The following is a 15,226-nucleotide window of genomic DNA, read 5'->3' as shown; positions in this document are numbered from 1 at the left end:
CCCACTTTATGCCCAAGATAACCATCGACGGAATTGAACTTGATGTGGACGACGGAGTGAACGTCATCCAGGCCGCCGCGGTGGCAGGGATAGAGATCCCTCACTTCTGCTATCACCCTTCGCTAAGCGTAGTCGCCCAGTGCAGGCAGTGTCTCGTGGAAGTGGAAGGCGTTCCCAAGGTACTTCCCGCGTGCAACACGACCGTTAGAGACGGCCTCGTGGTCAAAACAGACACAGAAAAAGCTTTTGAGGCCAGAAAGGCGGCCGTGGAATTCACCCTCATAAACCACCCGCTTGACTGTCCCATATGCGACAAGGGCGGGGAGTGCCCGCTCCAGATGACCACTTTCGCTCACGGTCCCGGCTACAGCAGGGTCGGCGGCCCCGAGAACAAGAAGGTAAGGCAGAAAAGCTACCTGAGCGACCGCATAATGTACGACGCCAACAGGTGCATCATGTGCACTAGATGCGTGCGTTTCACGGATGAGGTAACAAAAACCCACGAACTTGGAACTACGGGGAGAGGATTTCGGAAGAAGATCTCCGTTTTCCCCGGCAAGACGCTTGATAACGAACTTGCCGGAAACGTGATTGATATCTGCCCGGTCGGGGCACTGCTCCCCAAGGACACACTCCATGATGAGAGGGTCTGGTACATGGAATTTACGGACTCCGTGTGTTCTCTCTGCAGCACCGGGTGCAACATTACCGTGGGCGTTGACCCGAGACAAGGAAAAGTCTCCCGCATCCGCCCGAGGATAAACCAAGAAGTAAACGGTCACTGGATATGCGACAGGGGAAGATTCGACTACAAAGAGGTCCAGGAGTCAACCAGGCTTAAGGATCCCATAATGAAAAGTGATAAAGAGTACGAGATAACCTCTTGGGAAAACGCAATTAACAGCGTTGGCGCCAGGCTCTCGGGAATAAAGTCGGGCGGCGCAGGTCCCTGCGCGATTGCGGGGTCGGCTAGGCTTACAAACGAGGAGATGTTTCTTGCGGCCAAGCTTTCATCGCTTCTCGGAAACTGTCCGGCAGTCTGCGCCGTGGGAACCGAAAAAATAGAGAAAAAGTTCGACCTCATAAGCAACGACCCGTATCCCAACAGCGCGGGAGCGAGAAATCTCATGACACAGGCAAACGGAGAAGGTCTGAAAACGACGATCGATTCGCTGCTTGTCGGCAAAATCGATACCTTGGTCGTGATCGGAGTTGACCTGTTCAAACTGGTTTCCGATCACGAGAAATACGCGCTCTCCCGAGCGCTTGAGAAAATCGGCTTTCTCGCCGTTATAGACTACAAGCTTACCGAGACCGCGAGATACGCCCACATAATACTTCCCGCCGCAAGCCCTTATGAAAAAGACGGAACTTTCACAAACGATTCCGGGCGGGTTCAGAAGATAAGAAAGGCCATTTCTCCCCCGGGAAAAGCAAAACCCGGATGGGAGATACTGTGCATGATCGGGGAAAAACTCGACAAATCCCTGTTTAACTACGCTTCCGCATCGGACGTGATGGATGACATAAGCCTCAAGATTCCCGGATACGGCGGTATGAGTTACGACAGGATAGGTGCCGTCGGAAAAGTTCTTGAACACGGCGCGGGCAAATGACTCCACTTTTCATAACAATAGCGGTCGCAAAGATAGCACTTGTGTTTTTCGTCGTCCTGACCACGGTCGCTTATCTCACCTTTGCGGAAAGAAGGATAAGCGCCTTCATACAGGACCGTTACGGACCGAACAGGGTCGGACCCTCGGGACTGCTGCAGCCGCTTGCAGACGGCATCAAATTCATTTTCAAAGAAGACGTAATTCCGAAAAATGCGAACAAGACCATGTATATCATGGCCCCGGCGTTCGCGCTTGTCACGGCTCTCGCCGCCCTTGCGGTAATTCCCATAGGAAAGGGATTCTACACCGATCTCTTCGGATTCTTGCAGGATCCAGTGTTCATAAGGTTCCAGATAGCCGACATAAACATCGGCCTTCTCTATGTGCTCGGAATAAGTTCTCTAAGCGTGTACGGCGTGGTGCTCGGCGGGTGGGGTTCTAACAGCAAGTACTCCCTTCTTGGAGGTCTCCGGGCCGCTGCGCAGATGATAAGTTACGAACTCGCTTTGGGCCTGTCCATACTGGGAGTAATAGCCATAACGGGTTCACTTCGCCTCGGGGATATAATCGAAGCGCAGGAAAAGATGTGGTTCATGATCCCCTCGTTTATAGGTTTTGTGGTTTTCGTCGTTTCGGCGTTCGCCGAAACCAACAGGCTTCCTTTTGATATGCCGGAGGCCGAGCCCGAGATAGTCGCCGGCTATCACACCGAATACAGCAGCATAAAATTTGCAATGTTCTTCATGGCTGAATATACTCATATGATAGTTGCTTCGTGCATGATAACTTGTTTGTTTTTGGGTGGTTGGTATCCCTTACCGTTCGGAGGGTGGTTCGGCATTGATATCAACACGCATTGGTATCTGCCGCCAGCTGTCTTTATCGGCAAAGTCCTTTTCTTACTCTTTCTGTTCATCTGGGTAAGATGGACTTTGCCAAGGTTCAGGTATGATCAGGTAATGGGCCTCGGCTGGAAGAAGCTTTTCCCCCTAGCAATAGTAAACCTTCTCATCATAAGTTTTCTTATCGTTTTTGGAATTCTTTAATGCTTCCGAAGGGTTGTCACAATCAACCTTCAGAACCGTATGGCAAGTTTTACAAAGCTATAATAATGAAACGGGAGGGTTCCAAGTTATCAGACATCCAGGTTGCTCACCCTAAGAGCGTTTAATTCAATAAACTCTTTTCTTGGTTCAACCTGGTCACCCATGAGTTTTGAGAATATCTCGTCGGCCTCGACAGCATCTTCAACCTGAACCTGTTTTAGTACTCTGTTCTCAGGGTTCATGGTCGTTGACCACAGCTGCTCAGGGTTCATCTCTCCAAGACCTTTATATCTCTGTATGAACTGACCTTTTTTCCCTCTCTCCATAATGAATTCAACGAATTCCTCAAGGCCTCCGATCTCTTTTTCTTCGCCATCATCAACGATATGGCAGGCGGAGTCCCAAAGCGGGCTAAGCGACTCCGCAAGTTTTCTGAGTTCCCTAAAATCAGGAGAGGCAAGAAAGTTAAAATCAATAAAGGAGGAGCTTACCCTTCCGTTTTCCCTGAAATCGTATTCAATGCTGTTTGAATTATGTTCGGTATCCTCCCCGAGTTTCCAGTCAAGATCGACTATGTCGGGGTAATTCTCCTCTAGCCATTTCCTTATTTCGGCTAGATGAGTATCCAAAGAGGTTTCATTCCCATGCTTGAGCGCGGTTTTACCGAAATCGGTTCTTCTGGCGAAGCCATCAACTATCCCCCTGTTTCTCCCCCACCTGCTCATGCGGTCAAGAAGTTTTCCGTATCTGATGGCCTTCTGTACAAGATCGAAAAGCTTCTGTCCCTTGATCTGCCTTGCGTGGCCGTTTGAGTTCCCGGAGGCTATTTCAAGACCTTCAACTCCGAGCTTGACCAAAAACTCCTCGTATTCCTGATCGTCCTTGAGATAGGTTTCCTTTCTTCCCTTTCTGACTAGGTAAAGAGGTGGCTGGGCAATGTACAAATACCCTCTTTCTATTACTTCACTGAAGTGGCGGAAAAACAGCGTGAGAAGAAGGGTTCTTATGTGCGATCCGTCAACGTCCGCGTCGGTCATGAGTATTATCTTGTGGTAGCGTATCTTCGATATGTCGAAGTCGCCTTCTTCGGCCCCTATTCCGGTGCCCAGAACAGTAATTGTGGTGCGGATTTCCTCGTTGGCGAGCATCTTGTCAAACCTGGCCTTCTCGACGTTCAGTATCTTTCCCTTAAGTGGCAAGATGGCCTGATTGAGTCTGTCTCTTGCCTGCTTCGCGGACCCGCCCGCCGATTCCCCCTCGACTATGTAGAGTTCGCTTTTCTCGGGGTCGCGCTCCTGGCAGTCAGCCAGCTTCCCGGGAAGCGAACCGGACTCAAGGGCGCTTTTTCTCCTGGTAAGCTCCTTTGCCTTTCTCGCGGCATTCCTCGCTCTCGCGGCTTCTATGGTTTTCTCCACGATGCGTCTTGCCACAGCGGGATTTTCTTCAAAGAACACCCGCAGCTTCTCGTTCAGCAAAGACTCGACGATACCCCTCACGGAAGTGTTTCCGAGTTTCGTTTTGGTCTGACCTTCAAACTTCGGATCCGGGATCTTCACGCTCACGACGGCCACCAGACCCTCTCTCACATCTTCTCCGGCTATAGCCATTTTTAGGTTCTTAAGAAGATTCTTCTCCTCGGCGTATCTGTTTATGGTTCTCGTAAGAGAAGTGCGAAAGCCCGAGAGGTGGGTTCCCCCCTCAATGTTGTTTATGTTGTTCGCATAGCAGAATATGGTTTCCCTGTAAGTGTCGTTGTACTGCAGGGCGACTTCAACTACGGTTGAGTCCCTCTCGCCAGTGACGTAGATCACCTCGGGATGAAGCGCTTTTCTGTTCTGGTTAAGCTCCTCGACGAAAGCGACGATCCCCCCTTCGTAGAAAAACTCCTGGGACCTGTCCGCTCTTTCGTCGTTAAGGGTGATACGAAGACCCTTGTTAAGGAAGGCAAGCTCCCTTATCCTGTGGGCAAGGATGTCGTAATTAAACTCGCTAACCTCGAATATCCCGGAATCGGGCCTAAAATGGATCTTGGTTCCGCTTTTTTTCGTTTTCCCGGTGTTTTTAAGGTCTTTTACCGCCTCTCCCTTCTGATACTCCTGATACCAGACCTCCCCCTCCCTCTTTATCTCTATTGAGAGGCTTTCAGAAAGGGCGTTTACCACGGTGACGCCCACGCCGTGGAGCCCTCCCGAAACCTGGTAGACCTTGCTGTCGAATTTTCCCCCGGCGTGGAGCATGGTCATTACGACTTCAACGGCCGGTTTCCCCGTCTCCTCGTGGATGTCAACCGGAATTCCTCTTCCGTCGTCTTCAACCGTAATGCTCTCATCCACGTGCACGGTGACGGAGATATTGCTGCAGAAGCCGGCCAAGGATTCGTCCACACTGTTATCGAGAACCTCGAACACGAGGTGGTGGAATCCCCGGGAATTGGTATCCCCTATGTACATATCAGGGCGTTTTCTTACGGCTTCAAGGCCCGGAAGAACCTTTATCTGCTCGGCGGTGTAATCATCGCCGTAACCGTTATCCTGCCGCAATTCACCCATTATTTCGGATTCTTGAGACTCGCTCAAAACAAGTACCTCCCGGTTAGAGATATTGTGGCTATTATAATACCTGAAAAAAAGAAAAAAGTCCGTAATATCCGGCAGTTTACGTAAAAATCAGAATTTTCTGAGAGACAACGCGGTCAATCGGCTTCCTGCATGCAAGATCGCTTCCCGAAAACCTTACGCCTGGGAAATTTTCGGGTGCGTTATGCCGGTCTGTTTCTGGTATTTCCCCTTCTTGTCCGCGTAGGAGATCTGGCATTCCTCGTCCCCTTCGAAAAACAGCACCTGGGCGATTCCCTCGTTCGAATAGATCTTCGCGGGAATAGGGGTCGTATTTGAGATTTCAAGCGTCACGTATCCTTCCCACTCGGGTTCAAAAGGGGTGACGTTTACTATTATCCCGCACCTTGCGTAAGTGGACTTTCCGACGCAGACAGTAACGGTGCTCCTTGGTATCCTGAAATACTCAACGGTCTTTGCGAGCGCGAAGGAGTTTGGGGGAATTATGCAGTAATCGTTCTCTATCTCCACAAAGGAGTTGGGATCGAAATTCTTAGGGTCAACGACTGCGCTGTGCAGGTTGGTAAACACCTTGAACTCATTGCTTACCCTGATATCGTAGCCGTAAGAAGAAAGGCCGTACGATATAACGCCCTTGCTTACCTGCCCTTCAACAAAAGGATCTATCATCTTGTGCTCAAGCGACATTTTTCTTATCCAGTGATCAGGTTTGATTCCCATCGGTATTCTCCTTTCTGTTTTCTCGAATCCTGTTTAATATCTGATCCGTATCATTCTCATATAAAAGATATTTTTTAAGTTTTAAAACGTTGTCAATCCGGTGGTTTCCATGCCGTAATATGAAGCGGACCATAAAAAAACGGTGCTCAATGCCCGATGGCAGTCCCGCAAAAAATTTACACGAACTGCCTCAAAAACCTTATGTCGTTCTCAAAGAAAAGCCTTATGTCGTTTATCCCGTACTTAAGCATGGCAATTCTTTCAACTCCCATTCCGAAGGCAAAGCCGGAGTAGATGTCTGTATTATAGTTAACGCTTGAGAAAACCGCAGGATCGACCATTCCGCATCCCATTATCTCAAGCCACCCGGTACCTTTGCATACCCTGCATCCGTTGCCCGAACATATCTGACACTCTATGTCCACCTCGGCGCTTGGTTCGGTGAAGGGAAAAAAGCTCGGGCGGAACCGCACGTTCGTGTTCTCGCCGAAAGTGAGTTTTACGAATTGGATAATGACGGACTTTAAGTTTCCGAAAGTTATGCCTTTGTCGACCAGCAGGCCCTCTATCTGGTGGAACATCGGGGTGTGGGAGACATCGCTGTCGCATCGGTAGACCTTTCCGGGAGCTATTATCTTCACCGGAGGCTGCTGGGTCTGCATGATCCGTATCTGCACCGGAGAGGTGTGGGTTCTCAAGACCATGTCGTCTGTGATGTAAAAAGTGTCCTGCATGTCCCTTGCAGGGTGGTTCTTCGGTATGTTAAGCGCCTCGAAGTTGTAGTAATCAAGCTCGACCTCGGGACCCTCGGCCACCTCGAATCCCATCCTCTCAAAGTCATAGACTATGCGCTCCATCACCTGGGTTATGGGATGCTTGGCTCCTACCGGCATTCCTCTGCCTGGAAGAGAGAAGTCAGTCGCCTCCTCAAGGAGCTTCTCATTCATGATCCTGCGTTTTATCTCGTCTGATTTCCGCTCGATCAGCTCCTCGATTTCCTTTTTCGTCGCGTTTATGAGAGTGCCCGCCTGGCGGCGCTCCTCTGCGGGAAGGTCCTTCATGGATTTCAGAAGCTGCGTAATAGACCCTTTTTTTCCGACGTAGCTTGCCTTTACCCTGACGAGATCGGTCTCGGTCGAGACCGACTCAAGGTCAGAATCTATCTGGTTTCTCAGCTGCTGCAGAGTTTCTTCCATAATGTGTCCAGATTATGAGTTTTCAGAAGCAAGACGGAAAATATTTAACCGTAAAAAAATCGATTATCAAAGCGGAGAACCCGCCAAAACGGCTCCTATCTGGTTGCCTTTCTTTTTCTCCAGTAAACCACGAAGGCGCTTGCGACAAAAATCGACGAGTAAGTACCGATGACAACCCCTACCATGAGCGTAAACGCGAAATCGTGTATCACCGAACCGCCTAGGAAAAACAGCGGAACAAGCACTATGAACACCGTTATCGCCGTGAGCACCGTACGCGAGAGCGTCTGGCTTATTCCATCGTTTACAAGCTCCCTGAAGCCCTTTTCGGGAAAGTTCCCCATGTTCTCCCTTATCCTGTCGAATATGACGATGGTGTCGTTAACCGAGTAACCTATAACGGTCAGAAGCGCGGCCACGATCGCGAGAGTAAACTCCTTGTCCGCGAGCGATATGGCCCCGACGGTTATAAGGGTGTCGTGAACAAGCGCGATAACCGCTCCCACGGCAAAACCGAATTCAAACCTGAATACCAAGTAAGCGAGTATGCCGACGCACGCAATCAGTATGGACAGCAGGGCCTTGGTTATGAGTTCCTTCCCCACCCTGGGACCTATGTAGTCTATTCTCTGGATGGAGGCTCCCTGGAAATTCTCTGATTCCGCGAAAAGGTCCTCGAGGTTTTTCTGAAAATCCTGTATCTGGTCAAAAGTCGCGAGCTCGGGAGCAAACTGTATCAGGTGCTCGTTATCGCCCGGAAGACCGAAACGCTGAACCGACTCGGAGGGAAAACCGCTCTCGGCAAGCTCCCCTTTTAAAACGTCGGTCTCAAGGCTCTTGGCAAGCTTTATGTGTATCTCCGTTCCCCCTGTGAACTCGACTCCCCAGTTGGGACCCTGGTGATAAAGCAAAGAAGCGATGGAAATGACCACAAGCGCGATGGAAATGCGCATTGCGCCCCCCATCTTCTCCACGAAATCGTAGTTAAATTTTCCTATAAGCCGCACTTGTGTACCCTCAGATACTTACCTCGGTAATTTTTTTGTCCCTGTAGAGCATGTTCGTAAAAACCCTCGCCACGATCAGATTGCTGAAAACCGTCGACACTATCCCGATTGAAAGCGTGGCCGCGAAACCCTTTATGGGCCCCGTGCCGAGCCAGAAAAGTATAAGCGCCGTAAGAAGCGTCGTTACATTCGCGTCAAGTATGGTCCAGACGGATCTCGCGTATCCCGTTTCAATCGAGTGAACGGCGGTCTTCCCCGCGAGGAGTTCCTCTTTTATCCTCTCGAATATGATAATGTTTCCGTCAACCGCCATGCCGAGCGTGAGGACAAGCCCCGCTATGCCCGGAAGCGTAAGCGTAACGCCGAAAGCGGAGAGAAAACCCATTATGAAAAGTATGTTAAGCACCAGGGCGGCGTTAGCTATAACACCCTGCATCCTGTAGAAAAAGACCATGAACACCAGAACGAGTATCCCGCCGACTATCATGGAGAATCTTCCCTTCTCGATCGAGTCCTGACCCAGGGAAGGACCCACGGTTCTTTCCTGCTCCACCCTAACGGGAACGGGAAGGGATCCGGACCTGAGAATAAGCGCGAGGTCTTTTGCCTCATCGGGGGTGAAAGTCCCGGTTATCGTTCCCTGATAGGTTATCTTGTCCTGGATGGTGGGAGCCGACTTTATGACGCCGTCAAGAACTATCGCGAGGCGCTCGCCGATGTTGTCTTCGGTAAGTTTCCCGAACTTGCTCGCCCCCTCCCCCCTGAAAGTGAATCCGACCGCGGGGTTTCCGTAGTTATCAAACGTTATCCGCGCGTCGGAGATATACTCCCCGGTAACGCTCGCAAGCCTTTCGGTGAGAAAAAACCTCTCGTTCTCGTTCCCGGTATCTCCCGGATGAATGGCAAGTCCTTTCTCCGTGACCTGCCTATCCGTTTCCGCCTCGGCCGCCGCCAGGAGGTTCTCACGCGAAGCCCCCACGGCCCTTACGATCTTAAACTCCAGAACGGCAGTTTTCTTGATGAGGTTTACTATTCTCTGCCTGTCTTTTTTGGAGGCGCCGGGAACCTGCACCAGGATCCTATCGTCCCCTGATTTCTGTATGCTTGGCTCTACCAGGCCGAAATCCTTCACCCTGTTCTCTATTATGTGGCGAACCCGCTCTATTGAGTTCTGCTCAAGCTCGGCCACGTAGGAAGGCTTTATGGAGAGCCGGATCAAAAAGCCGTCAGAACCTATATCCGCCATCTCCTCGAACTCGTCGCGCGCGATCTCAAGCGCCTTGTCTATATCCGCGCCCGGGAAAAGGCCGACAGTGAGTGTTCCCTTGGAAACAGAAGAGCTTTTAACCAGAATTCTGTTCTCCCTGAGTTTCGAGACGAGGGCCTCCTCAACGATAAGCATTTCCTGAGCAATGCCCTTTTCTGTCTCAACCCCGAGAAGAAGGAATATTCCCCCCTCAAGATCAAGCCCGAGACTTATCCCCTTGCTTGAAAACGCCTTCCCCCACCACGAGGGAAGCCTGTCGCCCATGAAGGTCGGCGTGAGAAGTATTGCGGAGAGAAAAGCAAAAAGAGCGATAACGGTAATCCACAGACGGGACACGCCTTTCATTAATCAGCCGCCCCCTTTGGATTTGCCGTCAGCGGCCCCAGAATCGGTCTTCTCCGAGATCCCGGAGCGTACCATTCTTACGTTGATGCCTTTCGCTATCTCAACCGTGATGTCGTCCCCGTCAACGTTTATCACCCTGCCGTGTATGCCCCCTGTGGTAATGACGCTGTCGCCCCTCTTTATCTCGGCGAGCATCTTCTTTCGCTCGCGGCTCTGGCGCTGCTGGGGTCTTATTATGAGAAAGTAAAAAAGGCCGAATATCAGAACGAACGGAAGTATGGCCGAAAAAGGTGTTCCCCCTCCCCCCTGGCCGGCTCCCGGAGGCATGCATGATGAAACGAAAAGGGCCAAAGTGACTAAAAAAGCTAGTTTTTTCAATTCCTATTCCTCCTCCGCATCAATCAGCTCCGAGTGGAGGTGCCTGAAGGTGCCGGTTTTTATCGATTCTCTTATTTTTCTCATCAACTCGGAGTAATAATAGAGGTTATGAAGGGTCAAAAGCTGAAGGGAGAGAATCTCCCCCGCCATGAATATATGCCTCAGATACGACCTTGAGAAATTTCCGCACGTGTAACAGCCGCAATTCTCATCAAGCGCGGAGCGGTCGTACGCGTAACGGGAGTTTTTTATAACCACTTTTCCCCGGCTTGTAAAGAGAGTTCCGTTGCGGGCGTTCCGGGTCGGGATGACGCAGTCGAAAAGATCAACCCCGAGAGCCACGGCCCTCACTATGTCACTCGGGGTTCCGATGCCCATGAGGTAGCGGAGACTGTCTTCGGGCAGGAGCCCGGCGCAGAGTTCGGTAATCTCAAAAGTCGCCCCGCTTGACTCGCCGACCCCGAGCCCGCCTATCGAGTAACCGTCAAACCCTATATCCACAAGCTCTCCCGCAGAGCGCTCCCTAAGGTCCTCGTGCACTCCTCCTTGGACGATACCGAAAAGGGCCCTTGAGGGGTCCCGCCTAGCCTCCTTGCAGAGCTTCGCCCAGCGCGTCGTGAGAGAGACCGATTTCTCCACATACTCGTACGGGGAATCATGGGCCGGACACTCGTCAAAACACATCATCACGTCAGAGCCCAGGTCTTCCTGAACGGCTATTGAGACCTGCGGCGAGAAAAAGTGCTCGCTTCCGTCTATGTGAGAGCGGAAGGAAACTCCGTCTTCTGTGATCTTTCTGCTTTTCGCGAGGCTCAGGACCTGATAGCCGCCGCTGTCGGTGACGATCGCGCCGTCCCAGGACATGTAACGGTGAAGTCCTCCGAGAGAACTTATTATGTCCGTGCCGGGCCTCAGGTAGAGATGGTAGGCGTTTGCGATAAGAACCCGAAAACCGAGGCGGCGAAGATCAAGCGGCGAGATGGCCTTGCCCGCTCCCTGGGTCGCCACGGGCATGAAGGCCGGAGTCTCGACCGTTTCAGCGGAGGTGCGGATTTCCCCGAGCCTGGCGGAACCGCCCCTCTCCTTTTCAATAAGCCTGAACCTGTACATGTGGATAAACGCTTCGGGATCAGAATCCGAGCACGTCCCTCATCGTGTAGACCCCCGGGGATTTTCCCGGGATCCATTTCGCCGCGCGAAGCGCGCCCGCAGAAAAATTATCCCTGCTGGTGGCCTTGTGGGTAAGCTCCACCCTCTCTCCGTCACCGAGGAACATGACGGTGTGATCCCCCACCACGTCTCCTCCTCGAAGCGTCTGGATGCCTATCTCTCCCTTTTCTCTCGCCCCTATACGTCCGTGCCTTTCATATCTCGCCACGTCCTCAAGCTCAGAGCCCACACCAGAGGCAACCGCTTCGGCAAGAGCGATTGCCGTTCCGCTCGGAGAATCGGCCTTGCCCCTGTGATGAGTCTCGAAAATCTCGGCGTCATACCCGTCTCCAAGATGAGACGCCACCTGTCTTGATATCTCGAAAAGAACGTTGACGCCAACGCTCATGTTAGGAGCGAAAACGCAGGGTATCTGCTCAAGCAACCGCAGGAGCCTTTCTCTCTGCTCCGGGGTAAAGCCCGTTGTTCCTATAACCATCGACTTTCCGTTCCGGACCGAATATTCGGCGTGCGCAAGGGTCACTTCTGGAGCGGTGAAGTCGATTATCACGTCCGCGGCCCCGGCGGCAACCTCAATGCCGTCACTCACGCTCACTCCAGGCTCCGCACCCTCGACAAAATCCCCGAGCCCGCGACCGATCGAGGGGTGTCCCGACACCTCCGTGGCTCCCACAAGCTCAATATCCCCGTCCGCCGCCGCAAGCGAGGCCAGGCTCATTCCCATGCGCCCGCACACCCCTGCTACCGCAACTTTTATCATCCTAACTTTCTCCGTCTCCGCTTCCACTCTCCGGTTCGTAACTGCAGTTCTCAATGCATTCGTCCTTTACTATCTTCCACTTTTTCTCGGGTATGGAAAGATCGTAACGGTTTGTGTATCTGGCTCTGAGACGCTCGCTCTCGCCCGGCTTGCTGTAGTCGACCTCAACTTCCGCAACCACTATGGCTGTATCCTTGAAAAGCTGGGTCGCCAGAATCCTGTAGTCAATTACCCTGAGGTCGTAATTTTCGTAAAGAAGCTTGAGCCTGCTTACGTAACCTTCACGGTCTGAGCTGAATATGTGCACTTTTTCATAAGCGGATTCAAAGTCCTGCTCCTTAAGCGCCTGAAGAAAAGACTTTACGACGCTCGTGGCGGAAACTTTCGGTTGTCTCCTCTCACCCGCACCCCGTACCGGAACAGCGCAGGAAAGAGAAAGAAACAGCAACGGCAGCAGAATAAAAAGATAGGTTTTTCTCATGGAGCAGAGACCGGAGATCCTTTGAATAGTTCTAAGAAGTTAAACGAGAAACATGGTACAGGCAAATTCCGAGAATATACAGGGCGGCGAGGCAGAGGTTGGGAATTGGAACCGTTGCGGGTATCCTGCTTGGGAAAAACGGATACCCATGAAGGACAAAATCCTATTATGAAGAGCATGACTGGTTTCGCGGAATCGTCGGTAAGCACCGAGATCGGGAAGATCCTAGTGGACATACGATCGGAGAATCACAGGTTCCTTGACGTCAAGGCCAGCGTTCCCGAATCTTTTTCACAGATGGAAACCGTCATTGAGGACAGGATGAAGAACTCGATTCAGAGAGGGAAACTCCGCCTCAGGCTCTCCGTGCAGGCAAACCGAAAGGAAAGGCAGCGTCTGTCCGAAAAAGTGCTCCGGGAAAATCACAGTTCTCTTAAAAAAATCAACTCCGCCCTGGGACTCAAAACGGAGATAGGAATCGAGCACCTGCTCATGATGGAGAATTCCTTTGAGACCCACATCGGACCCGAGATCTCAAGAGAGACGGAAGCCAGAATCAGGGAAGCAGTAGCAAAAGCCCTCGCAAAGTTCAACCGGAGCCGGGAAGCCGAGGGGCAGAAGCTTGAGAAAGCGATACTCGGGCGCTTGGAAATCATAAGAAAAACTGTTGACAGCGTAAAGAAAAAACGAAAGGAATTCGTAAAGAAATCCGAGAAGAAAACGAAAGAGAAGATCGAGAAAATCTTCTCCTCAAGGCACAAGAACGATCCTATCATCTCTCAGGAGGCCGCGGCCATAGTGACGGAGAAAAGCGAGATTGACGAGGAAATCGTGAGGCTTGAGGCTCATATCTCCAAGTTCAGGAAAACCGCCAGGAAAAAAGGGCCCGTGGGGAAGGAGCTTGATTTCCTGGTTCAGGAAATGAACAGGGAAGCGGGAACAATATCTGCAAAATGCAAGGACGCGGGAATCTCGCACCTTACAATAAACGTACGTCTTGAACTCGAGAAAATACGGGAACAGATTCAGAACATAGAGTAAATCCAGCTTCTGTTCTTAAAAAAACCCGCTTTGTGCAGACAGACCGCCTCGGTAATATTCCCTGCTCTGAAGCAGTCTGTTCAGAAGTTACTAAGCGGTTCGTTAAGAAGGCAGCCGGTATCGTACTCATCCTCTCCCTCTTCAACCGGGAACCAGATAGGAAAACACCACTTCTGGAACTCGGCTACTTTACCGCCGCTTACGGTGACTTCATAACTTCCATCCGAATTCCTTTTCGCAGAAACGCTGACACCGCCGCCGATCTCGCGCGTTTCTCCATCCTGGATGACCGAGTAATCGTCACGGCCCCCTCCTACATCCATAAGACGATTGCGATTGCTCTTGTTGTATAAAGCGGGACCAGTCCGGGTCTGGGCGCCTGTGCCGGCACTCTGATCGTACCTGTTTATCAGAACTCCCTCGTACCTCCGAGAGCGCCTTCCCCTCGGATCGTAAACATCCGCCCCGGTCACCCTGTACCTAGAAGGATACTCATCGAGCACTTCAAGCGTCGTGAAGGCGTGGCGGCGACCCGAATGTATCACAAGGAACTGGTAGCCGCTTTCCCGTGGTTTGCTCAACCTATACGTCCCTGTATCCTGAAGATGCAGGGCCACGTCCTCAGGCATGATCCAGCCCGCGGAGTAGCGGTTGATCGCCATTGTGGAGGGCATGTTGACATTCCAGCCTCTAATGCGAACTGAACCCAGCTGGGACATCACGTCATAGAAGTTACTGTAAGGATTGGGATCATTTACTGCTCCTCCAGAAGGAACCCAAGGTATTTCCGTGAAAGAATGCGGCCAATCCATCCAGGCGTGGCCCATCTCGTGGATGACAAGCTCCATGTCCGCATCGCGAATACTCACAAGCCCGAACCTTGCCCATCCATTGACTCCCTGGCCTGCCGTGTCAACACTGACATCGTTTAGAATCATCCGGTTAAGCCCACCTGGGAAACCGTACCGCTCACAATCGTCTACATCCACGCAGATCCCGAGTTCCACAAGCTGTTGATCGTGCGTTGCGTCTGGACTTCCATCCCCGCCTACCGTGAATTCAATGCCCGCATGAAAAGTGATCCGGAGATTGTCCTCAGATACCCTTCTCCAGTAGGAGGCGACATACTGATTCAGGAGCGAAACCACATCCCCCATGCTGAAATTGACCCGTCTCCCATCGTCTTGAAACCACCCCGAGGCGTTCGGTGGAACGCGGGCAATATCCACGTATATGTCCAGATCGCCCAAGGAGTAGTACGTCGGGTCGGCAGGCGGGTCAATGTTGAATCCTCTGGGGTGCTCTTCAGGCTGAGTACATCCATCAAGAACCTGAGATCCATACCGAAGGTAGCTCCCATTGCCGAAATAACGGATAAGGGAAAGAGGGTCGGATCCGCCAAGATCGATAAGACCGGCACTCAGCCACGGGGAATCGGGGTTTTCCGACTGTTCGCAGGAATAAGGTTCGGATTCTCTCCACCAGAAACGAGGTTCATTCAGAAGGTCATTCCAGCGAGCGAAGTTATCTGTAGAAGAAGGCGGTTCTACCGGAGGTGGCTCTACCGGAGGCGGTTCTACCGGAGGTGGCTCTACCGGAGGCGGTTCTACCGGAGGTGGCTCT

12 protein-coding genes are annotated in these 15,226 nt (G+C 51.8%); 3 read left to right on the top strand and 9 right to left on the bottom strand.

All coding sequences use genetic code 11. From position 1 onward, the window contains the following. Positions 1 to 8 precede the first annotated feature (8 nt). Complete coding sequence (locus F4X55_01360) at positions 9 to 1,616, top strand: molybdopterin-dependent oxidoreductase (protein ID MYC39657.1); 1,608 nt, start codon at positions 9 to 11, stop codon at positions 1,614 to 1,616. Next, on the top strand, positions 1,613 to 2,662 hold the full coding sequence (gene nuoH / locus F4X55_01355) for an NADH-quinone oxidoreductase subunit NuoH (protein ID MYC39656.1): 1,050 nt from the start codon (positions 1,613 to 1,615) through the stop codon (positions 2,660 to 2,662). Before F4X55_01360 ends, nuoH begins: the two co-directional genes overlap by 4 nt. 89 nt (positions 2,663 to 2,751) lie before the next feature. Here nuoH and gyrB read toward each other — a convergent pair whose 3' ends face one another. The 9 genes from gyrB to F4X55_01310 form a co-directional block, all read right to left on the bottom strand. After that, positions 2,752 to 5,211, bottom strand: coding sequence for a DNA topoisomerase (ATP-hydrolyzing) subunit B (gene gyrB / locus F4X55_01350; protein ID MYC39655.1), 2,460 nt, complete (start codon positions 5,209 to 5,211; stop codon positions 2,752 to 2,754). Positions 5,212 to 5,394: 183 nt separating this feature from the next. Continuing rightward, positions 5,395 to 5,958, bottom strand: a complete 564-nt coding sequence (locus F4X55_01345) for a dCTP deaminase (GenBank protein ID MYC39654.1) — start codon at positions 5,956 to 5,958, stop codon at positions 5,395 to 5,397. A gap of 176 nt (positions 5,959 to 6,134) precedes the next feature. Next, positions 6,135 to 7,154: a phenylalanine--tRNA ligase subunit alpha gene (gene pheS / locus F4X55_01340; protein ID MYC39653.1), complete on the bottom strand. Its 1,020-nt coding sequence runs from the start codon at positions 7,152 to 7,154 to the stop codon at positions 6,135 to 6,137. Positions 7,155 to 7,249: 95 nt separating this feature from the next. Beyond that, positions 7,250 to 8,161, bottom strand: a complete 912-nt coding sequence (gene secF, locus F4X55_01335; protein MYC39652.1) for a protein translocase subunit SecF — start codon at positions 8,159 to 8,161, stop codon at positions 7,250 to 7,252. 10 nt (positions 8,162 to 8,171) lie between these two features. Beyond that, positions 8,172 to 9,773 carry a protein translocase subunit SecD gene (gene secD / locus F4X55_01330; GenBank protein ID MYC39651.1) on the bottom strand — a complete coding sequence of 534 codons (1,602 nt, stop codon included), beginning with the start codon at positions 9,771 to 9,773 and terminating at the stop codon, positions 8,172 to 8,174. 3 nt (positions 9,774 to 9,776) lie between these two features. Continuing rightward, on the bottom strand, positions 9,777 to 10,151 hold the full coding sequence (gene yajC, locus F4X55_01325; protein MYC39650.1) for a preprotein translocase subunit YajC: 375 nt from the start codon (positions 10,149 to 10,151) through the stop codon (positions 9,777 to 9,779). 3 nt (positions 10,152 to 10,154) lie between these two features. Continuing rightward, positions 10,155 to 11,267: a tRNA guanosine(34) transglycosylase Tgt gene (tgt, locus tag F4X55_01320; GenBank protein MYC39649.1), complete on the bottom strand. Its 1,113-nt coding sequence runs from the start codon at positions 11,265 to 11,267 to the stop codon at positions 10,155 to 10,157. Between the two features lie 13 nt (positions 11,268 to 11,280). Continuing rightward, positions 11,281 to 12,081, bottom strand: coding sequence for a 4-hydroxy-tetrahydrodipicolinate reductase (locus F4X55_01315; protein ID MYC39648.1), 801 nt, complete (start codon positions 12,079 to 12,081; stop codon positions 11,281 to 11,283). A gap of 1 nt (position 12,082) precedes the next feature. After that, complete coding sequence (locus F4X55_01310; GenBank protein ID MYC39647.1) at positions 12,083 to 12,562, bottom strand: hypothetical protein; 480 nt, start codon at positions 12,560 to 12,562, stop codon at positions 12,083 to 12,085. Between the two features lie 168 nt (positions 12,563 to 12,730). On the opposite strand from F4X55_01310, the gene F4X55_01305 reads away from it, so the two are divergent. After that, positions 12,731 to 13,603 carry a YicC family protein gene (locus F4X55_01305; GenBank protein MYC39646.1) on the top strand — a complete coding sequence of 291 codons (873 nt, stop codon included), beginning with the start codon at positions 12,731 to 12,733 and terminating at the stop codon, positions 13,601 to 13,603. The last annotated feature ends 1,623 nt before the right edge of the window (positions 13,604 to 15,226 follow it).

Source organism: Candidatus Dadabacteria bacterium (genome assembly GCA_009840385.1).
GTDB classification, from domain to species: Bacteria; Desulfobacterota_D; UBA1144; order Nemesobacterales; family Nemesobacteraceae; genus Nemesobacter; species Nemesobacter australis.
This window is presented reverse-complemented; position numbering and strand designations above follow the sequence as displayed.